General features: G+C 44.9%; 23 protein-coding genes, 1 pseudogene and 1 riboswitch. Of the genes and pseudogenes, 14 read left to right on the top strand and 10 right to left on the bottom strand.

Annotated features, from left to right (window positions below; genetic code table 11):
- Positions 1 to 210 (top strand): annotated as a pseudogene (locus BLS49_RS25390) (IS110 family RNA-guided transposase); the annotation flags it as partial.
- 132 nt (positions 211 to 342) lie between these two features.
- On the opposite strand, the gene BLS49_RS20975 reads toward BLS49_RS25390, so the two are convergent.
- Genes BLS49_RS20975 through BLS49_RS20960 form a run of 4 tightly spaced genes read right to left on the bottom strand, consistent with a single transcriptional unit; the run spans position 343 to position 3,297 of the window.
- Positions 343 to 1,164, bottom strand: coding sequence for an ABC transporter ATP-binding protein (locus BLS49_RS20975; RefSeq protein ID WP_091235428.1), 822 nt, complete (start codon positions 1,162 to 1,164; stop codon positions 343 to 345).
- A 15-nt stretch (positions 1,165 to 1,179) separates the two neighbouring features.
- Positions 1,180 to 1,947 carry an ABC transporter permease gene (locus BLS49_RS20970; RefSeq protein ID WP_091235427.1) on the bottom strand — a complete coding sequence of 256 codons (768 nt, stop codon included), beginning with the start codon at positions 1,945 to 1,947 and terminating at the stop codon, positions 1,180 to 1,182.
- On the bottom strand, positions 1,944 to 2,237 hold the full coding sequence (locus tag BLS49_RS20965; protein WP_091235425.1) for an MTH1187 family thiamine-binding protein: 294 nt from the start codon (positions 2,235 to 2,237) through the stop codon (positions 1,944 to 1,946). The genes BLS49_RS20970 and BLS49_RS20965 overlap by 4 nt, the downstream gene beginning before the upstream one ends.
- A gap of 46 nt (positions 2,238 to 2,283) precedes the next feature.
- Positions 2,284 to 3,297: an ABC transporter substrate-binding protein gene (locus BLS49_RS20960; protein WP_245742649.1), complete on the bottom strand. Its 1,014-nt coding sequence runs from the start codon at positions 3,295 to 3,297 to the stop codon at positions 2,284 to 2,286.
- Between the two features lie 144 nt (positions 3,298 to 3,441).
- Positions 3,442 to 3,553: riboswitch (TPP riboswitch) on the bottom strand.
- A 157-nt stretch (positions 3,554 to 3,710) separates the two neighbouring features.
- On the opposite strand from BLS49_RS20960, the gene BLS49_RS20955 reads away from it, so the two are divergent.
- Positions 3,711 to 3,923, top strand: a complete 213-nt coding sequence (locus BLS49_RS20955; RefSeq protein ID WP_091235420.1) for a cold-shock protein — start codon at positions 3,711 to 3,713, stop codon at positions 3,921 to 3,923.
- Here BLS49_RS20955 and BLS49_RS20950 read toward each other — a convergent pair.
- Positions 3,920 to 4,585, bottom strand: a complete 666-nt coding sequence (locus BLS49_RS20950) for a response regulator (RefSeq protein ID WP_091235417.1) — start codon at positions 4,583 to 4,585, stop codon at positions 3,920 to 3,922. The genes BLS49_RS20955 and BLS49_RS20950 overlap by 4 nt on opposite strands.
- A gap of 31 nt (positions 4,586 to 4,616) precedes the next feature.
- Positions 4,617 to 5,762 carry a sensor histidine kinase gene (locus BLS49_RS20945; protein WP_091235415.1) on the bottom strand — a complete coding sequence of 382 codons (1,146 nt, stop codon included), beginning with the start codon at positions 5,760 to 5,762 and terminating at the stop codon, positions 4,617 to 4,619.
- 192 nt (positions 5,763 to 5,954) lie between these two features.
- Here BLS49_RS20945 and BLS49_RS20940 point away from each other — a divergent pair, with 192 nt between their 5' ends.
- The 3 genes from BLS49_RS20940 to BLS49_RS20930 are packed head-to-tail and all read left to right on the top strand — an operon-like array spanning position 5,955 to position 9,233.
- The gene (locus BLS49_RS20940; RefSeq protein WP_091235414.1) at positions 5,955 to 6,890 is read left to right on the top strand and encodes an ABC transporter ATP-binding protein; all 936 of its coding nucleotides are present in this window, start codon (positions 5,955 to 5,957) and stop codon (positions 6,888 to 6,890) included.
- Between the two features lie 11 nt (positions 6,891 to 6,901).
- Positions 6,902 to 8,092, top strand: a complete 1,191-nt coding sequence (locus BLS49_RS20935; RefSeq protein WP_091235412.1) for an ABC transporter permease — start codon at positions 6,902 to 6,904, stop codon at positions 8,090 to 8,092.
- A complete protein-coding gene (locus BLS49_RS20930; protein WP_091235410.1) occupies positions 8,085 to 9,233 on the top strand; it encodes an ABC transporter permease in 1,149 nt (382 codons plus the stop codon). Before BLS49_RS20935 ends, BLS49_RS20930 begins: the two co-directional genes overlap by 8 nt.
- 42 nt (positions 9,234 to 9,275) lie before the next feature.
- Here the strand turns inward: BLS49_RS20930 and BLS49_RS20925 are convergent, their stop codons facing one another.
- Positions 9,276 to 9,785: a CcdC family protein gene (locus BLS49_RS20925; protein WP_091235407.1), complete on the bottom strand. Its 510-nt coding sequence runs from the start codon at positions 9,783 to 9,785 to the stop codon at positions 9,276 to 9,278.
- A 388-nt stretch (positions 9,786 to 10,173) separates the two neighbouring features.
- Here BLS49_RS20925 and BLS49_RS20920 point away from each other — a divergent pair, with 388 nt between their 5' ends.
- From BLS49_RS20920 to BLS49_RS20905, 4 genes are all read left to right on the top strand, one after another.
- Positions 10,174 to 11,247: a sulfate ABC transporter substrate-binding protein gene (locus BLS49_RS20920; RefSeq protein ID WP_091235406.1), complete on the top strand. Its 1,074-nt coding sequence runs from the start codon at positions 10,174 to 10,176 to the stop codon at positions 11,245 to 11,247.
- Between the two features lie 67 nt (positions 11,248 to 11,314).
- Positions 11,315 to 12,145: a sulfate ABC transporter permease subunit CysT gene (cysT, locus tag BLS49_RS20915; protein ID WP_091235404.1), complete on the top strand. Its 831-nt coding sequence runs from the start codon at positions 11,315 to 11,317 to the stop codon at positions 12,143 to 12,145.
- A 67-nt stretch (positions 12,146 to 12,212) separates the two neighbouring features.
- Positions 12,213 to 13,076, top strand: coding sequence for a sulfate ABC transporter permease subunit CysW (gene cysW / locus BLS49_RS20910; RefSeq protein ID WP_091235401.1), 864 nt, complete (start codon positions 12,213 to 12,215; stop codon positions 13,074 to 13,076).
- 49 nt (positions 13,077 to 13,125) lie between these two features.
- Positions 13,126 to 13,350, top strand: coding sequence for a YezD family protein (locus tag BLS49_RS20905; protein WP_091235399.1), 225 nt, complete (start codon positions 13,126 to 13,128; stop codon positions 13,348 to 13,350).
- A 78-nt stretch (positions 13,351 to 13,428) separates the two neighbouring features.
- On the opposite strand, the gene BLS49_RS20900 is transcribed toward BLS49_RS20905, so the two are convergent.
- On the bottom strand, positions 13,429 to 14,367 hold the full coding sequence (locus BLS49_RS20900; protein ID WP_091235398.1) for a hypothetical protein: 939 nt from the start codon (positions 14,365 to 14,367) through the stop codon (positions 13,429 to 13,431).
- A 187-nt stretch (positions 14,368 to 14,554) separates the two neighbouring features.
- On the opposite strand from BLS49_RS20900, the gene BLS49_RS20895 reads away from it, so the two are divergent.
- From BLS49_RS20895 to ssuE, 4 genes are all read left to right on the top strand, one after another.
- Complete coding sequence (locus BLS49_RS20895) at positions 14,555 to 15,388, top strand: sulfite exporter TauE/SafE family protein (protein WP_091235396.1); 834 nt, start codon at positions 14,555 to 14,557, stop codon at positions 15,386 to 15,388.
- A 70-nt stretch (positions 15,389 to 15,458) separates the two neighbouring features.
- Complete coding sequence (locus BLS49_RS20890) at positions 15,459 to 15,773, top strand: DUF1634 domain-containing protein (RefSeq protein ID WP_091235439.1); 315 nt, start codon at positions 15,459 to 15,461, stop codon at positions 15,771 to 15,773.
- Positions 15,774 to 15,812: 39 nt separating this feature from the next.
- Positions 15,813 to 17,435 carry an NAD(P)H-hydrate dehydratase gene (locus tag BLS49_RS20885; protein ID WP_091235393.1) on the top strand — a complete coding sequence of 541 codons (1,623 nt, stop codon included), beginning with the start codon at positions 15,813 to 15,815 and terminating at the stop codon, positions 17,433 to 17,435.
- Positions 17,436 to 17,852: 417 nt separating this feature from the next.
- Positions 17,853 to 18,407 (top strand): NADPH-dependent FMN reductase, encoded by a 555-nt coding sequence (gene ssuE / locus BLS49_RS20880; RefSeq protein WP_091235390.1) that lies wholly within the window; start codon positions 17,853 to 17,855, stop codon positions 18,405 to 18,407.
- A gap of 77 nt (positions 18,408 to 18,484) precedes the next feature.
- Here the strand turns inward: ssuE and BLS49_RS20875 are convergent, their stop codons facing one another.
- Together BLS49_RS20875 and BLS49_RS20870 are read right to left on the bottom strand one after the other, a co-directional pair.
- Positions 18,485 to 20,377, bottom strand: coding sequence for a hypothetical protein (locus tag BLS49_RS20875; RefSeq protein WP_091235388.1), 1,893 nt, complete (start codon positions 20,375 to 20,377; stop codon positions 18,485 to 18,487).
- The gene (locus BLS49_RS20870) at positions 20,374 to 21,321 is read right to left on the bottom strand and encodes a hypothetical protein (RefSeq protein WP_245742646.1); all 948 of its coding nucleotides are present in this window, start codon (positions 21,319 to 21,321) and stop codon (positions 20,374 to 20,376) included. The genes BLS49_RS20875 and BLS49_RS20870 overlap by 4 nt, the downstream gene beginning before the upstream one ends.
- A gap of 312 nt (positions 21,322 to 21,633) precedes the next feature.
- Between BLS49_RS20870 and BLS49_RS20865 the strand changes: the two genes are divergently transcribed.
- A complete protein-coding gene (locus BLS49_RS20865; RefSeq protein ID WP_175471496.1) occupies positions 21,634 to 23,448 on the top strand; it encodes a vWA domain-containing protein in 1,815 nt (604 codons plus the stop codon).
- Positions 23,449 to 23,455 lie beyond the last annotated feature (7 nt).

Below are 23,455 nucleotides of genomic sequence, written 5' to 3'. Positions count from 1 at the left end.
CGAAACGCGGCTCAAAGCGCTTGCGAAGAGCCGCATATCTAGCGGTAATATGCGGATTAAGAAAGGGATTAAACCCGCGCCTAAGAAGAATATTATGACAAGAAAAAAAGCGAAGGTAAGCCCCATAAAGTAGCCGTAATCGCTTGCGCCAACAAGGTATTACATCACGTCTACGCCATGCTCAAAAAAGGGCAACCTTTCGCTTCTTAGAAACTGCTTATCCCATAAACTTCCAGTTAGTGGAGGCTTATTTGCTAAGCTTTAAAATCAGTATATCAAAAATCTCTTTCCTACAAAACTGTCTATTGACAAAGTATTAGCTGGTTTTTTATGAGTATATTATTATCTGCTGGAAGACTTACGCTGTTCTTCTGTCATCCAGATACCAATTTCTCTCTTTAGCTCAAGGAACGCAGAATCAGCAACAATTTCCCCATGGCGAGGGCGAGGGAAAGGGACGGTAATTTTCTGCAGTACTCTAGCAGGGCGACTTGAGAACAAATAGATCGTATCGGACAACATTAACGCTTCCTCAATACTATGGGTGATCATGAGGACTGAGCGATGACTCTCTTCCCACATGTCCAGCAGCCATCGTTGCATATCGCTTCGCGTAAGTGCATCTAAAGCGCTGAATGGTTCATCGAGACACATGACCTCTTGAGGAGCTAGCAGTCCTCTTACAAAAGAGGCGCGCTGCTGCATACCACCGGAGAGAGTATGAGGATAGGCATTTTCAAACCCTTCAAGTCCTGCTCTGGATATCCATTTTTCGGCATCCTCTTTAGCTGTTTGTCCGGTGATTCCGGCAATTTCCCCAGCGAGCAGAACATTGTCCTGAATGTTTCGCCAAGGAAGGAGTGCTGGCTGCTGAGGGACATAGCTAATGTGGCCGCGCTGTCCTGTTACGTCCTTTCCTTGCATATAGATATAACCACGGCCTGGTTTATTCAGGCCTCCGATAATATGGAACAAAGTGCTTTTGCCGCAGCCGGAGGGGCCGATGATTGAGACAAATTCTCCGGACGAGACGGTAAGGGAAATGTCATCTAAAACGGGCAGGATCTTGCGGCGATCGGAGAAGCTCATGCTGACTGAATGAACTTCAAGTGCAGGCTTGAGCGGTGTAGATGAATCGGTACTGGTATTGTTCTGTAGGCTCATTTGAGAATCTCCTCTCTATTTACGGTTGTCCGGTTTATATCGCACGATCCATTTTTCCAGCAAAGAAATACAGAGGAACATTCCCAGACTAAGTAGGACGATAATGGCAATAGCAACAAAAATTCGATCTGTTCTGAATGAAGACTTCTGCAGCATCATATAATAACCGATCCCTTTATCAGCACCGATCCATTCTGCGATGACAGCACCCATAACACTGTACGTAGCGGCAATTTTGACACCGGATAGTATAGAAGGGATGGCGGACGGCAGCTCCAGCTTGCGGAAAATATCAATTTTAGACGCGCCAATCATTTGCATGTAATTCAGCATTGAACGGTCTGTGCCTCGTAATCCATCCATAGCAGCTACTGCTACCGGAAAAAAACATACAAGGGTGATGACGATGATTTTTGGCAAAATACCGAAACCGAACCATACCATAAGCAGGGGGGCAAGGGCGATCGTAGGAATGTTCTGACTTAGAATAACTAGCGGATAGAGCGATGATTTCAATATCGGTACGTTATGCAGCACAAAAGCAACGATCAATCCTACTAAAGTGCCTATAACAAATCCAAGCAAAATTAAACGTAAAGTTGCCAGTGTGTGATCCCACAAACCGGCTGTATTGGCCGCTGCTTCCCGGGAAATGTCTACTGGACTTGGCAGCATCCATTTGTCGATACCAAAAATCATGGTTGAAGCTTGCCACACGATTAAAAACAAGATGACCGCCACAAGAGGCGGCCATATGCTTTTCCATAGTTGTCCCATATTCATGGACGATATTTTTCAGTCAGCTTGTCCATGCTGACACCATCAGGATTGTACGAAATTTTGATTTGCGAAATGACACCCGGGCTGCCAAAAGAAATTAATGCTTCATTCATTTGTTTGACAATGTCCAGCAATTGGTCAAGATCGCCCTCCATCGTTGTTTCCAGAGGATTAACTTGATATTTGACACCCGAGGCCTGGATTACCTCGATGGCGCGATCTACATAAGGAATTACACTTTCTCCGTTTGGTGTCTTAGGAATGACTTGAATGCTAAGCAAAGCGTTTGGCATAAAGATTCACGTCCTTTTTAGAAGTAGTAGTACATTAATTTTTTATTTATTCAGGTAAAAAATCGTTGGTAAAAGCTTTATCTGTATCAAGTGGCTTTTCTAAAAGACCTTTTTCACTCATCCAGTCGGAATAGTTCTGCCATACTTCGCGTTTTTGCTCGCCCCAACGTGCTGCATCATCTTTGTATTTTGGGCTGAGCCATTTTTGACTTGCCATAACGAGTTCCTTATCCAAATCAGGGACGGCCTTCAACAAAATTTGGGCGGATTCTTCAGGATGGTCTATTGCATAATTGTATCCTTTAGAAGTTGCTGTCATGAAAACTTTAACAAGTTCAGGATCGTCAGCAATGGTTTTCTCATTTGTCACAAGTACTGGAGTATAATAATCCAGCTTGTCCGAATAATCTTGAAGATAGATCATATTCAGCTTTTCATCGCGGAGCTCGGCTTCGATTCCTGTCCAGGCGTAGAATATCCAGGCAAAATCAATATCGCGTTTGATGGCTGTAAAATAATCGGCTTCTCCAATGTTAAGCAGCTTTACTTTATCGATGCTTCCGCCATCGATCTCCATAATGGATTTCATCACAGCTTGTTCAACTGGAGAACCCCAGCCGCCATAAGCTTTGCCTTCAAAATCTTTAGGCGATTGAATGTTGCGATCCACAGGAGAGGCAAATCCGGATGTGTTATGCTGAATAATGGCAGCGAGAGACACGAGTGGAACTCCTTGTGTACGCCCTTGAGTTACGTTCTCCTGGACACTGATTCCAAACGGAACTTCACCTGAGGCGACCATGGCATCTGATCCACCGGAGCCTGGAAGTACAATTTCGACATCCAGTCCTTCTTCAGCGAAGTAACCTTTTTCTTTGGCAACATACAATCCGGTATGGTTCGTATTCGGACTCCAGTCAAGTACAACCTTTACTTTTTGAAGCGCTGCATCCTTTTCAGTATTTTGGACAGCATTTCCAGCGCCATTATTGCCGCAACCGGCTAATAACGCGATAATTAAACCAGCTAGCAGCCATGACCAACCTTTTGAACGTGTCACTCTTCTATACCCCTTTTTATGTTTGAATTTCCGCATTTCATAAAAAAGATTCCTGATTTGGAAGGATTATTCCCCTAAATAGGGAACAATATAAAAAAGCGTCCCGATTGGGACGCGTAGGTTCATAAATGGATTATTTAAAGTAGTCCATATGGATGCTCTTCCTACGCTGGCATTATCCAGATCAGGTAAAAGGGTCAGTATCTTTGAGGGATACAATCTCAGCCGGCCAATTCCAGCACCCCTGAATATGAAGCTGCGGATTACATTGTCATTATAGTTGTTCAAGTCTGTTCTGTCCAGAGAGGAACAATTTTTCAATCCGTGAATTTTTTTATCGGCAAATAGAGCATGTTAAGTATGAATCATAATTTTGGCATTATTAGAACTTTAATGTAGAGGAGAGGAACAACATGAATTATCGTAAAAAAGTAGTTGAGGAAGTCCCTGAGGTAAATACCTCAATCTGGTCCTGCGTAAGCGAAGACTGCAACGGCTGGATGCGGGACAATTTTACTTTTGAGTATGAGCCATCTTGTCCCCTTTGTTCTTCGCAAATGGAAAAAGATACAAAGATGCTCCCTCAGGTAGTGAATATGAGTGCGAGTGTGGAAATGAAGTCTTAAGTCAGATTCTGACTGCGACTTTTCCAATATAGGATAGCAATCTGGGTTCTGTCCCTTACCTCAAGCTTATGAAGAATGTCGGTAACATAGTTTTTAACGGTTCCTTCACTTAAAAACAGCTTCTGGGCTATTTCCTTATTCGACATTCCCTCCGCAATTAATGTAACTACTTGGTGTTCAACCGCTGTAAGTCCGGCGTTAGTGAGTTTGAGATTTTCAGGAGACGGTGACACGGTTTCTCGTAGCAGTCCGGTCAGCTTTCTGGCAATGTCAGGATGAATCAGCATGTTGCCGCTGTGCACTGTTTTGATTCCCTGAATAATGCGGTCTGGCGGAATATTTTTGAGTAAATATCCGCTGGCTCCATTTTTAAGTGCTTCGAGGATAAATTCATCATCATCAAAGGTTGTCAGCATCAAGATGGAAATATCAGGATAGAGCGCCTTGATTCTTTTGGTTCCCTCCACCCCGTTACACTCCGGCATCCGGATATCCATTAGCACTACGCTGGGCTTATCTCTCTGTGAAATAAAATTTACAGCCTCGGCTCCGTTTTGTACGGAGCCTATTACTTCTATGTCAGGGTCCATTCCTATTAATAATGTCAGACTCTCGCGAATGAAAGGATCGTCGTCGACGATAAGCAGTGATAGGGTTGGCATTTGTTCTCCCTCCAGATTGCAAATAATCTAGTTATTCTTGATGTTTTGTTATAGGCAATACAGTAGTTACGGTGAATGGAAAAGCTGTATTGATTTCCAATCGTCCTCCGGCAAAAGAGCATCGCTCTTTCATTCCGGTTATTCCTTGTCCTGATCCTTGCTTTATGTTGTGGTCAGGAGTATCTCCGTCATTACTTACTGACATTTTGATCTCATGTCCTGTGTATGTAAATGTGATAGTTACCGTTTGCGGACTGCCATGCTTTAACGCGTTGGTTACAGCTTCGCGGGCATTTTTGTAAAGAATCATCTCCTGACTTGGATATAACGAACAAGGATTGCCTTCGATGGTCAGCTCCGTTCTAATTCCGGTCTCCCTGCCGACTTCTTCAAGCATTTGTCCCAAGGATTGGATTCCTGAGTCATTGGATGCAGGCTTCAGGCGTTTGACCGTGGCGCGCATCTCATCCAAACCAGCCGATAATTGGTCACGAATTTGCTGAAGCATCGTCATCCCCCTCTGTTGATCGTTCGGGAAAATTTGCAGTGCGGCTTCCATCATCATTTTTGAACGGATCAGGCGGTGTCCTACATCATCATGAAGCTGCTGAGAGATGCGGCTTCGTTCTTCAGCCTGAGCGGCTCCTTCAATCTGTTTAGTGAATAACAAAAGACGATTTCGCGTTTCACTTAATTCGTAATTTTTTTTGCGAATGTCATCAAAAAGATACTGCTCGTGTTCTTGTTTGCTTGCAAACTGCTGCAGCAGATGAAGAAAATACGATATGAACAGCAAAAGAAGGTTAGTGACTACTATCCATGTGAGATCCTGATGCAGCAATGAAAAATTGATAACGATAAGATGAAAAGCCAGAATAGAAAACCTGCTATATGTATTAGGCAGTAGAAAGTAGATGAAGACAGGGCTGACAGCGGCAAGATTGGTTAGTCCGCTATAGGTTTGACATATCCATGCGGAGTACAGGATTTGAACAATAGATAACATAATGAGAGGGGGATTTTTTTTCAGGAATCGGGCTAATACAATCAGCGAAAAATAGGTTAAGGTATGAAGAAGATAGATGCCGGAGGTTGACATCTTCAATACAAAAATGTGAGCAAAATACGGAATCAGTATCATTCCATACATCATAGGCGACAGCTTACGTCTCAACATAGTTTCCTGCCTCTATTCATGGATTTTCAAGATGGATAGAAATCATTATAGCACAAGTAGTTTTGCTTGAGGTGAGGTGACTTTAGTCATGTTGAAGTCATGACGATTCGTACATGTATACTAACCTCCGTCTTGCTAGAATGATTACAGGACTTGAGACTCAGGACAGTTGATAGATGGGAGATGGGGGATATGACTTTTGTAGAAATTAAGGATGTTATCAAGCGATACGGAGATAAGCTATCGGTGGATCATTTGAACCTGAGCATTAAAAAGGGTGAGATTTTCGGGTTGCTCGGACCTAATGGTGCTGGGAAAAGCACGACGATAAATATGATTGTAGGCTTACTGCCAATGGATCAAGGCGAAATTACAGTGGATGGCATCTCCGTTAAGGCTCGGCCAATCGAGGTGAAAAAGCGAATCGGCTTGGTACCGCAGGATTTGGCACTATACGAGATGATGTCTGCGGTTGACAACGTAGCTTTTTTCGGAAAATTATACGGATTGCGCGGCCATGAGTTGAAGGAACGAGTTGCTGAGGCGTTGTCTTTTGTCGGTCTTGAGGATCGGGCCAAGGATCTGCCAAAGACGTTCTCGGGTGGAATGAAGCGGCGTCTGAACATTGCTTGCGCGATTATGCATCATCCAAAACTGATTATTATGGACGAACCAACGGTTGGTATTGATCCGCAGTCCAGAAATCATATTTTGGAATCCGTGCGAAAGCTTAATCAAATGGGCTCTACGGTGATATATACAAGTCACTATATGGAGGAAGTATCCGCGATTTGCGATCGTGTGGCTATTGTGGATCAGGGGCATGTCATCGCTTGCGGAACTCAGGATGAATTGCGTGAACGGGTCGCGCACGAGGAGAAAATCAAGATGAAGGCGAGTGGGATCACCGGCGATATTCTGAATGAACTGCGTCAACTTCCGAGAATTTCACGAGTAGACCTTCAGGAAAATGAGTTGGCATTGTATACATCGTCATCACAACATGATTTGCAGGATATATTGTATGTCTGTGCAAAACATGACGCAGTAATCCACTCTGTAGAATGCGAACAGCCTACATTGGAGACGCTGTTTTTGAGCCTGACCGGGCGTACGCTTAGGGACTAGGGGGCAATCATATGAAAATTTGCTCGATTATATGGTTTGAAATTCGCAAATTAATCAAGACACGCACAGTTCTGTTTAATCTTTTTCTAATGCCTTTGCTGCTGATTTTTATTCTGGGGAATGCGTTAGCTCCTATGTTTGCATCAAATGAAGATGGTGTTATTTCAGGGGTAAACGTCATGCTTGTTAAGCAGAGCGATCAGGATTTAAATGAATTTGGATTGAAGACCTTTCTGGATACTCCTGAAATGCAAGAGATGCTGAATGTTATCGATGGCGGAAGCCGGGAAGAAGCTTTGGCTGCGATTAGAGAAGGAGAAATGGACTTTGCTGTTGTTATTCCACCTGATTTTGTGAGCAAAGTAAAGCAAGGCGAAGCTGCCACCTGGAATTTTATCAATGGTCAGAGCCATTCTAAAAATCATGTGGCGCAAATGATTTTTGATTCCTACCTTGATGAAGTCAATCGGACCCAAGCGACGACAATAGTACTTGGACCAACAGCAGCAGTACCTGTATTAAGTGCTGATGGAAGCTCAACTGATGGTCAGGATCTTGTCCATAGTTATGTAGAAAATGCTTCTCTGAATAAGCAGGGCAAGTCATATTCCGCATTCCAGTATTATGCTGCCTCAATGTTGATCATGTTTTTACTCTTTTCAGGGCTCGTGGCTAGCGAAAGTCTTCACAGTGAGATTGACACACGTACTTTGTATCGTCTGCAATCTATGCCGATCAGTACGCTGCATATTTTTGTTGGTAAAGTGGTAGGGAATAGTTTCATCGCATTTCTGCAAGCTGCTGTCATTATTCTTGGTACCACATGGCTGTACGATGTTGACTGGGGAACAAGTCCGCAATACTTAGCACTGATCTGCGTTCTTGTCGTTCTGGCTTCTATGATGATGGCGGTATCGGTTTCCTTGTTGTGTAAATCATCAAGTACAGCGAAAACGGTAGTGCAAATGATTGTGATCTTCATGACGTTCTTTAGTGGAGGCTTTCAACAGATTCCGGTTGATATTATTCAAAAAATCGGCGAATTTACAGTAAACCATTGGGCACTGCAGGGAATTCTCCGAATTATGCTTGGTGCGGATCAAGGAGAAATTTTGCATCATGCACTAATGTTAGGCTTAGTGAGCGGAGTTTTTCTGCTAGTCGGTGCAATTTCTTACCGAAAGGTGGGTTACCATGAATAGTTTCACCATTGCCTGGAACATGATCAAGCGGACGGTAGGCACGAAAAAAGGGATGTTTATACATATTTTTTTGCCATGTCTTGTAATTACAGTAGTCATAGGATTATTAGGGCAGGATGATTACAGTCGAGCCAGTATTTTGTACGTAGATAAGGATGGCGGGATAGCAAGTCAGTTTTTATTGAATGAACTAGCTGATTCACCTGATTATTTACTTAAAGAGATCGACAATGAAGCTGATTTGAGAGAAAAAATTGTCGGAGACCACGGCGCTGCTGGTTTTATTATTCCAGAGGGTTTTACAGATGATCTCATGTCCGGGAGCATTCCATCCATCCGTATGTACGAATTGAAGATAAGCGAGGGCTCGTATACCCTGCGGCTGAAGCTGAATATTTTGACCCAAGGGATGGCGTCTTCCGCTTCATTAATCAGGAATTCCTCACAGGCTGATGATCATGCGACATTTACCAAAGTACTGTCACAGACAGGCGAGCATAAAGTTGGCTCGGTAACGGATGATTTGCAGCTATATGCTAAACCTGGTTTAAGCTCTGTAACAGGTTTTACGCTGATGTTCCTGATGGGCCTAGTTAGCAGCAGTGTTTCTCAAATCATGGATGATCGCAGACGACGTACGATGACAAGAATGTTTAGTGCTCCCGTAAGGGCGTGGGAAATCGCGGCAGGTAATTTTCTAGGCAGCTTTTTTGTGGGAATCTTACAGATTGCAGTGATATTAGTTTTAAGCAACTATGTGCTAGGTTATGATTACGGTGTTCCGATTCTGCTGCATTTTATTGTACTCGGTACATTTATGCTTGTAGCCATGGGGATATCAAGTGCAGTAGCTGGACTGATCCGCAATTCGCAGCAGGCTTCGATTATTAACAGTCTAATTATCACACCAACCTGTATGATCGGCGGGTGCTTCTGGCCAATCTCGTTTATGCCGGAATTTATGCAGAAAGCAGCTAATTTTGTACCTCAGAAATGGACGATCGAAGCGGTTGAAATACTCTCTTCAGGGAATGGTCTGGGCGAGATTACAGTTCCGCTGCTCATTCTCGGGCTGATGGCCCTGATATTGTTGGCTTTTGGCTCCGCAGTATTGCGGCCTAGCGATGCGAACGTAAACTAGGAGACATAAATGAATCGTTAGCATGCCACACTACTGGGCATGCTATTTCTTTTTGTTAAATTTTTGAGCGGGTGTGTCAGTAATTTCCCGATATTTTCTTAACATGAACAGTCGCCAGTTGATGATCATACCGAATGCCAGTAGGAAGAATAGAGAGCCTGTCTGCAGAACGGAAATATATTGTTCAATTACTTCATGCAATATAAGACGAAGAGCGAGCAGGCCAATCAGGATAAAGGCAAAGCCTGGTGAACGCTGGGCGTAGACTTCATTATCTATAACTTCAAAATGAGTGGTGCGAATTAGAGGGTAGGAGAATAACAGCCATCCGACGGCAAAAGCAACCACTCCCCAAAGGACAGGAATATGAAATTCAGGTGCTATAAACATGAGAAATCCGGTTGACATACCAAGCGGCGGCATAATGATTTTTTTAATAGTGATCGGTTTTCTGCTAGCTTTAAGTCGAATTACAATGACTGCAGTAGCCATGACGACCATCATGATTGTAGCAATAATTCTTATATGAGCTAGATTAAGCAAAGTCTCCATAACAAGGACCCTTTCTTTGTTTGGCAAAGTGTAATGATTTGCTTGAATATTATAGCATATACGCTTGTAATTAATTAATTCTTGTGAACAACGAGCCAAGGATAATCATTATAACGTGGATTTATTAAATGAATATGAATTAATTATAAAAAACGTTTGACATTAAAACCCAGAGCAGATAGAATAATAACATACTAAACAGGTAGGATTAATATTAAAAAGTTCTCACCGTAAAGACGGAGGAACGTTCTACTCGTCAGGCAGACACGGGGGTGGCTCGGTTTGACCGTAGAGAGCAGTGCGTTCCTTTGTTCTGTTTATTACATGGATGATGAACTATCATGAACCTGCCAGGATGGGTCGTAAAGAGAGAATAGGGAGTGATTAGATGAAGAAGTTGTTAAAACAAGGGGTTCTATTGAGTTTGGTTCTGGCTATGTCGGTAGTTATGGCAGCTTGCGGTACAGAAAACAAAAAGAATGAATCAGCAAGTGCGGAAGCAGGGACTTCTGAAGGTGGAGAAAAACTAGAGGACATCAAATTACTGAATGTATCCTATGATCCGACCCGGGAATTATACGAGGAATATAATAAGGCATTTGCTGCTTATTGGGAAAAGGAAAAAGGACAAAAGGTTACGATCGATCAATCACATGGTGGCTCCGGTAAGCAGGCTCGCGCTGTTATCGATGGTCTGGAGGCTGACGTTGTAACGCTTGCACTTGGGTATGATATTGATGCTGTTCAAGAAGGTGGACTTATTGAAAAGGGTTGGCAAACTGAGTACGAGTTGAACAGCTCCCCATATACTTCTACAATAGTTTTTCTGGTTCGCAAAGGGAATCCAAAAGGCATTAAAGACTGGAATGACCTGATTAAGGATGGGGTAGAGGTTATTACACCAAATCCGCAAACATCAGGTGGGGCTCGTTGGAATTATCTCGCTGCTTGGGCATACGCGCTGCATAACAACAATAATGATGAGGCAAAAGCTCAAGAATTTGTTAAGGAATTATTCACACATGTACCAGTACTGGATAGCGGTGCTCGCGGAGCGACGACGACATTCGTAGAACGTGGTCTGGGTGACGTATTGTTGGCTTGGGAGAATGAGGCTTGGTTATCCGTGAAGGAGCTGGGACCGGATAAATTTGATATTGTGTATCCGTCCGAAAGTATCCTTGCTGAACCTCCGGTAGCTGTAGTTGATAAAAATGTTGATAAAAGAGGTACTCGTGAGGTTGCCGATGCTTACTTGAAATATCTGTATTCGGAAGAGGGCCAAACGATTGCAGCAAAGAACTATTATCGTCCAACACTGGAAAGTGTAAAGACGAAGTTTGCGGATCAATTCCCTGAAATCAAGCTGTATACCATTGATGAAGTGTTTGGCGGTTGGGCACAGGCACAGCCGAAGCATTTCGCCGATGGAGGTATTTTCAGTCAGATTTATGCACCATAAAAACCGACCGTAACAAACGGAGGAGCGTTCTGGATAAGAATGCTGCGAACGAAAGGGTGAATTTCTCATGAAAAAAAGCACCTCACAGCGCGGGGTGTTGCCCGGATTTGGGCTGACCATGGGCTACAGTGTTCTTTATCTCAGTTTGGTAGTGCTGATTCCACTATCTGCGCTTCTTCTTAATTCGACAGGATTGACCTGGGAGAAGTTTTGGAGTGTTGCGACTGATTCACGTGTGTTAGCTTCATATAAAGTTAGTTTTTTGACTGCGGCTGCGGCAGGGTTGATTGATGCAGTGCTTGGTTTGCTATTAGCCTGGGTTCTGGTCAGATATGAATTCCCAGGTAAAAAATTGTTCGATGCAATGATTGACCTGCCATTTGCGTTACCTACGGCTGTGGCTGGTGTATCGCTTACGGCGATATACTCATCCAAGGGCTGGATTGGTTCCATCTTTGAATCTATAGGAATAAAAATTGCTTTTACACCGATTGGCATCACTTTAGCACTTATGTTCATAGGTATTCCGTTTGTTGTACGTACGGTTCAACCGGTATTACAAGATCTCGATGCGGAGGTTGAAGAAGCAGCGGCTACGCTTGGAGCAAGCCGTCTGCGCACCTTCCGAACTGTAATTTTGCCTGAATTGCTTCCACCCCTTCTGACTGGATTTGCACTTGCTTTTGCCAGAGGAATTGGAGAGTATGGGTCTGTTGTTTTCATCTCCGGCAATATGCCGATGAAGACAGAGATTGCACCGCTCCTGATTATGTCAAAGCTTGAGCAATTCGATTATGCCGGGGCGACGGCTGTAGCTCTGATGCTGTTACTGATTTCCTTTGTTCTCCTGCTGCTCATCAACTCGTTGCAGAAACGAATGCGGAAAACAGCGCTTTAGAGATTAAGCCCAATGGACTACAAAGTCTGGTAGTATACGTGGCAATATTTATAGGAGGGATTAATGCATGGCCGGTTCTGTACCTTTAGCTTCAACAAAAACTCCGACGGAAAGAAAGCGGGCGACGAAGGAATCCGGACTCGTAAAATGGATTTTGATCGGAGCCGCAGTTCTAGTGTTATGCTGGTTAATTGTTTTACCACTCGTTGTTGTAGTGACTGAGGCATTAAAAAAAGGCTTCGGAGTATATGTAGAAGCGATCACGAATCCAGACGCATTATCTGCACTTAAGTTAACCTTAATTGTGGCAGCTATTACGGTTCCATTAAATACGATTTTTGGTGTAGCAGCGGCTTGGGTTATTACTAAATTCAAATTTCGGGGTAAGCAGATTCTTGTTACGTTGATCGATTTGCCCTTTGCAGTTTCTCCGGTAATTGGAGGTCTCATTTACGTACTCGTATATGGAGCACATGGATGGTTTGGGCCGTGGCTGCAAGAGCATGATCTAAAAATCATATTTGCTATTCCAGGAATTGTGCTTGCGACATTGTTTGTTACTTTTCCGTTTGTAGCCAGGGAACTGATCCCTCTGATGGAGGATCAAGGACAACAGGAGGAAGAAGCAGCGGTTATGTTAGGTGCTCGCGGATTTCGGATTTTCTGGAAAGTAACACTCCCGAACATTAAGTGGGGATTGTTATATGGAATTATTCTCTGTAATGCACGTGCAATGGGCGAGTTTGGCGCGGTATCCGTCGTATCCGGTCATATCCGAGGGCAGACGAATACACTTCCTTTACATGTTGAGATCTTGTATAACGAGTATCAATTTTCCGCATCTTTTGCAGTAGCATCGTTGTTATTGTTACTTGCGCTAGTCACTTTGCTGCTTAAGAGCTGGTTTACACGTAAAAGTCATAGTCATTAATTCATATTGTTAAATAATCATGCTGAAAATGAATAGGGAGGACTGGATGATGGCAAAACCATTACAAGTTGATGATTTGTGGTTGGAACGGATCGCGGGTCTTTTGAATGAAATGGAGTTTGGCTCGCTAAATATTGTCGTTCATGAAGGTCAAATCGTTCAAGTCGAACGTACAGAGCGGAAGCGTTACGAGCTTGGTGCGGCTGGATCGACCAAATCATCTGGTTCGTCCCGGGCATCAGCAAGACCAATCCGCAAGGCTGAATCAAGATAACTATGAATAGAGCAATCATATAATAAATAGAGGGGCTGTCCGGAAGTGTACTTCACGGAACAGCCCCATTCTATTGTGTTAAGAAGGTCGATTTTCTTGATCATGTACATAATGGCTTGGGGAAGCTTCGAGTTCAGAACCTGGTGCTGAAGCCTCCTCATCAGTCGATTCTGTGTTTGGCATAGGGTAATGACCTGCAAAGGGACGGGATTTTCGTGACCTGTTGCCAGTGAAACGAAATCCAATCAGAAACAGAATCATCTGCACCACAAGTATGTAGGGAGCAAACATGGGATTGATGAGATGAAACAGAAATAATAATGCAATAATAATAGACCATACTTTTAGTAAGAAGGAGCTTGCGGTCGGCCGATTGCTGTTCATAAGTGCTGGATACAAAAGAATAAGAGAGAATAAGGCTGAGCCGAAGAGAGACCACTTACTCAAAAGATCTGAAAGCCCCAGCTGTGGACTCGACATTTGGAACAATAATTGAATAAGCCACCCGAACAAATAGAAGAGAGCTAAAGCGAACAAAAAAGGTATCGCGGGATAAATCTGTTTCCATAGTGAGTATCCCCAGCCAGGAGTTTCGATCCTATGAAGGAGCTTGTCCTGCTCTTCAATCAAACGATCACTCTCGCGCTCTATTGTTTTTAGTAACAGGGTTAGCCTGCTGTTATCCTGATCATGGGCGTAGGCATTGATTTGTCCAAGCAAATCAGATGTGATATAGGGAGCGGCTCTGCATTCAAGCAATACATCCATTAATAGCTGCTGTTCCTCAGTAGGCAATTGCAAAGATTCTGCTCCACGAATAAGCGGCCCTGTGGCGGATGCATATAGCTTGAGACTACTGTTCAGACGCTTAAGCCGATAGCTCTCCCGTTTCTCCATTCTCCATTTGGTTATCGCATATATAGCGAGAAAAAGACACAAAGCGGGCAAGGTAATGTAGGAGATAACAGTTTGCTGTTGCAGCCAGATCATCCATTCCGGCAATGACACGGATATCATCCTTTCTATATTCCTCCTTCCACTATTGCATACGTAGAGGTAGGATTTCAAGCTCTTGTTGGTTTTCATTGTCAGTTAACTGACTTATACTATATTTGGAGTAAGGAAGGCTACATAAAACGAGGGAAAGCATGACATTATGTGGGCGATTGATACGGTTATTAGTTAAACAAAAGGAGATGTAGTGTTGACAGCGACGGTAATCGAAATATTTTTAATTGCTATTTTGGCAGGTGTGGTAGGTTCAGTATTGGGTTTAGGAGGGGGGATCGTTGTTACTCCGGCTCTAACGTTACTGTTTGGAGTAGATATAAATCATGCGATTGGAGCGAGTATTATTTCTGTCATCGCAACTTCGAGCGGTTCGGCTATTGCTTACCTTCGGGATAGAATTACGAATTTGCGTGTGGGGATGTTTTTGGAGATTGCTACGACAGTAGGAGCGATAACCGGGGCGTTCATTGGAGCTTTGGTCGCTCCAAAGTTTCTGTATTTTATATTCGCCTTACTTCTGCTGTATTCAGCCTATGCTATGGTGAAAAAAGGGAAGGAAGAGGTTCCAACCAATGTCCCATTGCATCCTGTGGCAGAGAAGCTGGGACTAGATGGAGAATATTATGATAAAGCTCTTGGCAAGACGGTATCGTATAATGTGGACCGGGTTTATGAGGGATTCGGCGTCATGTATGGGGCTGGGGTCATATCAGGACTTCTTGGCATCGGCAGCGGAAGCTTTAAAGTAATGGCTATGGATGTTTTCATGAAAATGCCGCTTAAAGTATCAACTGCAACGAGTAATTTTATGATGGGTGTAACAGCGGCAGCCAGCGCAGGCATTTATTTGCTACGGGGCGATATTATTCCGATCATTTCAGCTCCAGTAGCGCTTGGGGTATTAGTAGGGGCAACGGTAGGATCACGAATTATGCAGCGTATGAAGAGCAAAACGATCCGGAAGCTGTTCATTCCTGTTATGGTTTATGTTGCCTTCCAGATGATCTATCAAGGATGGAGGGGTTAACGTGGATCAAAGTCAACAGCAAGAATCTAATAAAAGCCGATCATATGAAGTTGAGCTGGTTATCAGTAAGATGCTTAGAATTGGGGTACTTATTGCGGGTGCGGTTATTGTTATTGGACTACTCCAATATTTGATCACTGGAGAGAGCGGGTATCCGGGAGATACTTTTCCAACGACGTTTGGGGGTATTTTTGAAGGGCTGTTCCAGTTAAAAGCGATGGCGGTTATAGAAACGGGGTTATTGCTGCTTATATTAACTCCAGTATTTCGAGTATTTGTATCGTTGTTTGTTTTTTGGGCGGAAAAGGACTATCGCTTTGTAGGGATTACTGCGGTTGTATTGATCATATTGATCGTAAGCTTTTTGCTCGGCAAGGTAGGATGAGACTAAGCGGCTGAGCAAAAATGAAGGGGGCTGCTATTCATGAAGTTTCTATCCTCGGAACAAATGAGAGATGTTGACCAATTTACGATAACAAAGCTTGGTATTCCTGCGATGGCGCTAATGGAAAATGCCGGTAGAGCCATTGCGGAGGAAGTGCTTCGATTAGGCGGTGTAGATCGTTCTAAGCTTGCTCAGCACTGGCTTGTGCTTGTTGGTAAAGGCAATAATGGCGGCGATGGTCTAGTGTGCTCAAGACATCTTGCAGACGAGGGAGTATCGGTGACACTGCTGTATGCAGTACCTCGCGATAAGCTGAGCGGAGATGCTCTGGCTCAGCACCGGATTGTTGAAGCGCTGGATTTGCCGCTGCTGGAATATGTCGACGATGTGAACCTTGAACAGAGTGATGTGCAGCGGGATGCAGCCGCGGCTGATAAGAGTGGGGTTGTGGGGCGTGAAGATTTGGCACGCTTATTGACTTGTGGAGGCTACACTGGCATTGTGGATGCCTTGCTTGGAACAGGAGCAAAGGGGACGCCGCGAGGCGTATACGCAGACCTGATCAGAGCGGCGAACAGGAGTGGTCTGCCCATTGTGGCGGCAGACATTCCAAGTGGTCTGGACGCCGATAATGGCGCAATCCACGATCCCTGCATTGAGGCCCGGGTGACGGTGAGTCTCGCCTTTATGAAGGCGGGCTTGACGCAGTATCCGGGTGCGAAGGCAGCAGGGGAAGTCGTTGTACGCTATATCGGCATTCCACGTGCACTTCCGCCGGGGATGCAGGCGGCGGGAGTGCTGTTGACCGAGGAGTCGCTGGGCGACGAGCTCGGTATAGATGTGGCCCGTCGGCGCGAAGCGGACGGGCATAAGGGCACGTATGGGCATGTGCTGCTTGCCGCAGGCAGCATGCCCATGAGCGGCGCGGGGCTGCTCGCGGCCAAAGCTGCGCTTCGCGCGGGCTGCGGGCTGGCGACGTGGGCGCTGCCCGCAGCGGTGCTGCCGCATGTGCTCGGTGCTGTGCCCGAGCTCATGCTGGCGCCGGCCGGGGATAGCGGAGCCGGCGCATGGACCGAAGCCGCAGCTGACGAAGTGCTGCGGCTTCTCGCGGCGCGCGATGTGCTCGCCGTCGGCCCAGGTATGGGCCGATTCCCGGGCGAGGACGGCTTCATGCGCGCCTTGTGGGAGGGCGCTGATCGTCCACTGGTGGTGGACGCCGACGCCCTGGGCATCCTCGCCAGGGCCGATGGCCTGGCGAGGTGGCAGCGCCGGGATGCGGCGACGATTCTGACGCCGCATCCCGGCGAAATGGCCCGGCTCACTGGAGTGAGCACGGGCGAAGTGCAGCGCGACCGGCTTGGCATAGCCCGCCGGTTCGCCCTTCAGCACGGCGTGACGCTCGTGCTGAAGGGGGCCCGCACCGTTGTCGCGGCCCCGGATGGTCGTGTCTTCGTCAACACGACCGGCCACCCGGGCATGGCAACGGGCGGATCAGGCGATGTCCTGACAGGCATTATCGCCTCACTTCTGGCGCAAGGCCTGGATGATGTCCAGGCCGCCGCCTTCGGCGTATATTTGCACGGTCAGGCAGGTGAACGTGCTGCATCGCTCCGCCACAACCCTGCGGCACTCATCGCCGGCGACATTATAGATGCGCTTTAGGCTTTATAGCAGCAGTTATTATTTGTTCTCTCATCATGGACAAACTCAAAAAATGTCCACCTAAAAGGTGGACACCATAGGAATATTCATCAATAAGCATAAGGATCTAGATGTAGTTGTCCCTTTAACGAAAGTACACTATATGATGATTTTGGAGATTGAGAAAGAGCTACATCGAATATTGTGTAGTGTCCACCTTTTAAAAGACATTTTGCGCAATAATCCACCATACGAGGACAAAGGGGTATCTAACACGTCATTTTTAGCCAACCAACTAGCATAAGCTTAAAGGCTTCTGGACTAACGTTCAGGAGTTTTTTTGTACACAGAATTAACTGAATGAATAGCTCAAATTTTAAAAAAACGATATGATGATATTATAATGGGTTGTGAATTTAGAAAAGGAGATTTAAAATCATGCCTAAAGTTACGATTATTAACGGAAGCCCAACGCCGGGCTCAAGATTGACTGCGGTAATGGCGTTAGCTGAGGAATTGCTTCAGAAGGAAGGATTCGAGGTGCAGCGTGTGAACGTTGGCGAACTCCCGCCGGAGGATTTGATCCATACTAAATTTGAGAGCGAACACATTGTTAAGGCTAACGCATTAGTTGCTGAAGCTGACGCAGTTATTGTAGCTAGTCCAGTGTACAAAGCCTCCTATACAGGTGTGCTGAAAACATTCCTGGACCTTGTTCCTGAAAAAGGATTGGCCGGAAAAATCATTTTGCCTCTTTTTATCGGAGGAAGTCTGGCTCACTTGCTGTCCATCGACTACTCGTTGAAGCCTGTGCTTTCCGTATTGGGCGCGCGTCATATTTTAGGCGGAGTATATACGGTGGATTCTCAGGTTGCTCGAACAGAGCAAGGTGGATTCCAAATTGCGGAAGAGCTCATTACCCGTTTGGAAGAAAACGTGAAAGAGCTGGTTGAGGAAACCAATCGGCGGATTCAATCCACAATTTCCAAATAATCTGTTACATAAAAAGCTCTGAATCATTCCCACTGTATGGGACGGGTTCAGAGCTTTTTTAATATGGGGTTACACTACTATTGGATTGTCTCAACCTCGACAACAGGGATTAGAATTGTGTTTGCATCAGTAAGCCCATGAAGCAATCCATCCAGCAATTCATTCAATCTCCCAGATTCATCCAAGCCCCCGGCTTGCTCTTCAATCTGGTCACTGATTTGCCCGCCTGTTTGTTCTAAGAGTAATTGTTTGATCAGTCCGATGCTTTGCTCATCAAGATATTGTTCGGCGTATTGCTTGAACCGTCCTGTTACGATAATGTTTGCTGTTCCAGCGGGTAGGGAGAAATCGCCTTTTAGTAATAATAAGCTGTTGTTGCCAATGGCAAGAGCTTGCCCCGATCCAATGGAAATGACGGTGCAGGTAAAGCGGACAAGGGTGTCTGGATGTTGGCTTACACTGTCTGCGGAAATATCCACAATATCCTGCTTGATGCCAGCGAACTGATAATTATCACCTGAACGTACGAAGATCGCTGTTTGTCCTTCACCTTCACCAACCGGGTTGACAACAAGAAGTGTCCCATCCGGCTGTACGGTTAGACCATCTGCCTCCATCGAATAAAGGAGAGTAATGCTGTTTTCACGTACTTCAAATGCCGTATAGCGTGCATTTCTTTCCTCTGACTCTGCTTCGATGACAATGACAGGATTGCTGGGAGTGCTTAGATTCGGATCTATGGCTATCGATCGGATCTGCTGCTGTGGGGTCAGGTCATGGTTGGACAGAATCTGAACACTTTCCTCCTCATTCATTCGACCCCAAAACAACCCATTGTTCTGATCAGTTGCTGCAACATATACCTTAGAGCCAAATTTATCACGTCCACCAACAACATGAGCATAGCTGCCTCCATCCGTCGGGGATGGAAGGAGTCTTACTGGTTCAGCAAAGGTCCAAGCCAGCTCTGTAGCCTTGATTTCTGCCTTTGTATCCTGATACTGGCCTAGGGCTGTGTACAGATCAATTGCCTCCTGATAATTTCCGCGCACTACATTTCTTTTGGCATTACGCATCAGCTCATCAATTTTGCCCTTGGCATAGGATAACACCTCGGAATCAGGGTGAACGGAGCTTGCGAATGCAGTGAACTGCCGCGAATGGAGTGCAAAAGCAGTATAGTTGTCGTTGTCCCAGTCACTTTTTAATAGCGTCTCGATCAAGTCATCCACCTTAGCATTTATCCAAGGGGCTTCAAGGTTGTTGGTTTTATAATCGGTAAGCATAGAAGAGGCATTATTCAGCATAGGTTCGATGTAGCCTTTAGCAACCATACTTGTCAGCTTCGTTTCGTCATATTTTTGGAAGGCTGTATTTAATTTGTCGAGCCATTCCTGCTCTGTGCCAAACAAATGAGCGGGTGTGCGCAGCAGCTTCCATTTAAAAGATTCATCATCATAGTTTTCTGTAGACAGATTGTGATCTAATTGCTCCAGAAACAGCGTGCGAAAGTTTTTAAAATAACTGGTAAAGCTTTGCGTAATGCTGTAATTTTGAGACAATTGACGGTAATAGTTACTGTAAGGTCCTTCTGGTGTAATATAGCTGCTCCGTACCTGTTGAAGCTTAGCGTATGCACTCATAAGCAGTTCGAAATCATTTTCTCTGTTCGCACTGGAAGCTTGACTCGAAATATCCTCTAAATCTCTTTTCATAGCAGTAATGGGGGCAAGTTCCTCCAGTCGTGAGGAAATAAGCTCCTCTTTGTAAAGAATAGTTCGATTGCTTCGTGCCTTCTGGTACCAGTCTTCAGCTTCTATCAGAAGTTTATCCTGAAATAAGCGTTCTGCTGTTTGAATAGCGGTAAGCTTCTGAGAGATCCCCAGCCCTTTGTGCACTAGCAGGGGAATTGTCAAAATGCATAAAAAAATGAGTAGATGATGCAGGGTTATCCATTTTTTAAACGTCATATTATAGTAGACCTCGGTTTTATTTGTTGAAAGTCAGCATCCCACTGATATTTTTCCTCGTAGACCCGGGCTGTTTCGGCCGAGAGCTCTCCCCAATCAAGACCAGGGGACTCGGCAAGCATCCGGTATAGTCTGAGGAAACGGTCTTTGGAAAGCCTGCGTGCATAACGAGCGATGAATCCCGAATAGGCTAGCACATAACGTTTTAATCTGATAGTGGCTCCGGCTACTCCTGCTAGTATGTCTTTTCCGTTTTCCATAGCCAGAATTTGCTGCTCGTACTTTATAACATATTGAAAAGTTTTGTCTTTAATGAGTTCCCGCTTAATTTTTGCGAGTTCACCAATATACGCGGCAAGCTCAGGATCGAAATCTTCCAGTAGAAGCGGCTCCAATTCAAGCTCCATATCTTTCCTAAGAACAAAGGACTGCAACAGCATAATTTGCAACTTTCGAATATGATCGTTATGAACGATAACCGCAACCTCTCGCATCATTTCGTAGGAGCGGCCTTCCTCTTCAAGCGCAGCAGCTGTCTCTAGATTGCGAATCAGACCCGCAGCGATTTGTCCGCGCTCACGCTGGAACAGCTTGCTCAGCTCTATTGAAATGCGGCTTTCCAGGGCTTGACGTTGAACGAAATAGAGCAGCCCGAGAAGCAGGACTCCTGCTCCAGCAGAAATGGCCATAAGCTGAAAGGTTTGGCTGAAAAGAATAGCTAAAAGCGTGAGAAATAGTGTAAGTAGCAGGTCATTGTACTGCGTACGTTTGGCTTTATGACGAGCCTTTTCCAGAACTGGACGCAGGCCGGATTTGCCACAGACTGTGCACTTTTCCTCGTTTAGCACGGTATAGCTCTGGCAATATTTGCAGCATTTTAACTTTTCGTAGGCATATTTCGTTCTTAATGGAGGGTGCAAAATGATCGTCTTCTTCTTATTCATAGGGCTCTCTCTTCATCATTAATTAATTTTAGCAGTCTTTTATCGAGCTCCTGTGGAGCAACAATATGGGTTCTGCGGGTGTAATATAGGATAGACTTAACGATAACAAAAAGAAATAAAAGAGTGAGGCATCCGTATGTAACCATATGCAGGTTCCTTTCGTAATTAATGATGAGAAAATAATGTGATGATTTTTGTCGAATGACGAATGTTATCAAATTCTCTTAACCTTTTCTTAAGGATTATCTATTATTATCATAAGTATAGTATATATCTGGAACCACTTCTAATTCATAATAAAGGAGCATTATTATGCAACATCGTTATAGACAATCTGTACGTATATTAACGTTTCTAATGGTCTTTTGGTTACTATTGTCCACTTTTGGCACTAATATTTATGGAGCATCGGCACGGACACAAGGAGCTCAGTCTCAGCAGACGTCACTAATCGATGCAGTGCTCGTTGTCGATGTAAGTAACTCAATGAATACGAGCGACTCAAATAAAGTCGGAAATGAAGCGATGAAGATGTTCATCGATATGCTATCCACTCAGGGTGACAAGGTAGGTATTGTGGCTTTTACAGATAAGGTGCAGCGGGAGAAGGCGCTCCTTGAAATTAAGTCTACTGGGGATAAGCAGGATTTAAAAGATTTTATCGATGGTCTGGATCGAGGGCCATACACTGATATTGCAATAGGAGTTCAAGAAGCAATAAAGGTGCTACAAAACGGTGCCGACTCCGGGCATGAGCCGATGATCGTTTTACTTGCTGATGGCAACAACGATTTCAACAAAAACACAGGTCGTACGCAAAATGAATCTGATCAGGAGCTTGGCGAGGCCGTTAAAGAAGCAAAGGCAGCAGGCATTCCGATTTATACGATTGGGTTGAATGCAGATGGCAAATTAAATAAGGCGCCACTTACGGATCTGGCCAATCAGACGGGGGCGAAATCCTTCTCAACTAGCTCGGCAGATGATCTTCCACAAATACTTAGTGAAATATTTGCCAGCCATTTGAAGCTCAAAATCGTACCTATTCAAAGTATGACAGGTACAGGAAGCTTCCAAGAGGTGACGGTTAACGTTCCGAATGCAAATGTGCTCGAAGCGAATATCTCGATTATGTCATCGAAACCAGTTGAGGCAGAGCTCATTAATCCATCCGGCGATAAAGTGGCTATACCTTCGGATGATGTTATTTTGTCCAAGTCGAAGAGCTACTCCTTGATTAAGCTGTTAACTCCAGCCGAAGGGGATTGGAAGCTTAGGGTTAAGGGAGCTGCCAAGGATAAAATCGACATTAATCTCGTCTTTAACTACGATCTCAAGCTGGAGATGGACCCGATTGCATCAAAGAGCTATAAGCGAGGAGATGATGTGAAGATCGGGGCGTACCTGACGAGCAACGGGCAGAAGCTTCCAAATGATGAGCTGTATACGAATATGAGCGCTGTGCTCATCGTTAAGGATATCGACAGCGGCAAAACAGAGGAAATTAAACTTAACAATACGGGTGACAGATTCGAAGGTACGTTCAGCTTTTCTGAAGCCCACGATTATGAGTTGAAGGTCCGCGCAGAGGAAAAGAGCTTTTACCGGGAATCCAATCCGGTTACGTTGAGCGCCAAGGGCAAAGCAGGAGGAGCAGCGAGCACGCCGTCCAATGGGGCAGCCGAGGAAGAGGAAAAGCCGTTCCCGTGGTTTATCGTCATTATTTCAGTAGTGGCTTTGGCTGTAATCGCTGCGGTAGCCTACTATATTCTATCAGCGGTTAAAAAAGCGAACCGTGGGTTCGTAGGCCAGATCGTCATCGAAATTCGGGACGAGAACACGAACGAAAAATCCTTTCCACAGTATAAGAAGCTGACTGCATTTAAGGGCAGGTTCAATCTCCATCAGCTGCTGCAGCTAACGCCTGAGCTGAAGGAAACGGAGAAGATTGTGTTCACTCCGGCAAAGGGAGATCGCATTACGCTGCGCAATGGCTCGGCAGCACCTATCGAAAAATCTGGTCGGGCTGTAGATGCTACCGCTGGACTTGAGCTCAAGAGTGGGGATCGAGTGACATTGCCGCTTCAACATATTGATAAGACGATTTTCATAGAGTACCTGGTATAACTAAGTA

Source organism: Fontibacillus panacisegetis, assembly GCF_900102215.1.
Taxonomy (GTDB): domain Bacteria; phylum Bacillota; class Bacilli; order Paenibacillales; family Paenibacillaceae; genus Fontibacillus; species Fontibacillus panacisegetis.
Note: the sequence above shows the minus strand (reverse complement) of the source record. Positions and strands in the feature narration are given on the sequence as shown.

What these genes read in the sequence shown, in the direction of transcription:
- BLS49_RS20975 (WP_091235428.1), bottom strand. Translation starts at nt 1,164, where the DNA reads ATGAGCCTACAGAACAATACCAGTACCGATTCATCTACACCGCTCAAG.
- BLS49_RS20885 (WP_091235393.1), top strand. Translation starts at nt 15,813, where the DNA reads ATGAAGTTTCTATCCTCGGAACAAATGAGAGATGTTGACCAATTTACG.
- ssuE (WP_091235390.1), top strand. Translation starts at nt 17,853, where the DNA reads ATGCCTAAAGTTACGATTATTAACGGAAGCCCAACGCCGGGCTCAAGA.
- BLS49_RS20865 (WP_175471496.1), top strand. Translation starts at nt 21,634, where the DNA reads ATGCAACATCGTTATAGACAATCTGTACGTATATTAACGTTTCTAATG.
- BLS49_RS20925 (WP_091235407.1), bottom strand. Translation starts at nt 9,785, where the DNA reads ATGGAGACTTTGCTTAATCTAGCTCATATAAGAATTATTGCTACAATC.
- BLS49_RS20905 (WP_091235399.1), top strand. Translation starts at nt 13,126, where the DNA reads ATGGCAAAACCATTACAAGTTGATGATTTGTGGTTGGAACGGATCGCG.
- BLS49_RS20950 (WP_091235417.1), bottom strand. Translation starts at nt 4,585, where the DNA reads ATGCCAACCCTATCACTGCTTATCGTCGACGACGATCCTTTCATTCGC.
- BLS49_RS20920 (WP_091235406.1), top strand. Translation starts at nt 10,174, where the DNA reads ATGAAGAAGTTGTTAAAACAAGGGGTTCTATTGAGTTTGGTTCTGGCT.
- BLS49_RS20955 (WP_091235420.1), top strand. Translation starts at nt 3,711, where the DNA reads ATGAATTATCGTAAAAAAGTAGTTGAGGAAGTCCCTGAGGTAAATACC.
- BLS49_RS20935 (WP_091235412.1), top strand. Translation starts at nt 6,902, where the DNA reads ATGAAAATTTGCTCGATTATATGGTTTGAAATTCGCAAATTAATCAAG.
- BLS49_RS20900 (WP_091235398.1), bottom strand. Translation starts at nt 14,367, where the DNA reads ATGATATCCGTGTCATTGCCGGAATGGATGATCTGGCTGCAACAGCAA.
- BLS49_RS20940 (WP_091235414.1), top strand. Translation starts at nt 5,955, where the DNA reads ATGACTTTTGTAGAAATTAAGGATGTTATCAAGCGATACGGAGATAAG.
- BLS49_RS20875 (WP_091235388.1), bottom strand. Translation starts at nt 20,377, where the DNA reads ATGACGTTTAAAAAATGGATAACCCTGCATCATCTACTCATTTTTTTA.
- cysW (WP_091235401.1), top strand. Translation starts at nt 12,213, where the DNA reads ATGGCCGGTTCTGTACCTTTAGCTTCAACAAAAACTCCGACGGAAAGA.
- BLS49_RS20870 (WP_245742646.1), bottom strand. Translation starts at nt 21,321, where the DNA reads ATGAATAAGAAGAAGACGATCATTTTGCACCCTCCATTAAGAACGAAA.
- BLS49_RS20965 (WP_091235425.1), bottom strand. Translation starts at nt 2,237, where the DNA reads ATGCCAAACGCTTTGCTTAGCATTCAAGTCATTCCTAAGACACCAAAC.
- BLS49_RS20930 (WP_091235410.1), top strand. Translation starts at nt 8,085, where the DNA reads ATGAATAGTTTCACCATTGCCTGGAACATGATCAAGCGGACGGTAGGC.
- BLS49_RS20945 (WP_091235415.1), bottom strand. Translation starts at nt 5,762, where the DNA reads ATGTTGAGACGTAAGCTGTCGCCTATGATGTATGGAATGATACTGATT.
- BLS49_RS20970 (WP_091235427.1), bottom strand. Translation starts at nt 1,947, where the DNA reads ATGAATATGGGACAACTATGGAAAAGCATATGGCCGCCTCTTGTGGCG.
- BLS49_RS20890 (WP_091235439.1), top strand. Translation starts at nt 15,459, where the DNA reads ATGCTTAGAATTGGGGTACTTATTGCGGGTGCGGTTATTGTTATTGGA.
- cysT (WP_091235404.1), top strand. Translation starts at nt 11,315, where the DNA reads ATGAAAAAAAGCACCTCACAGCGCGGGGTGTTGCCCGGATTTGGGCTG.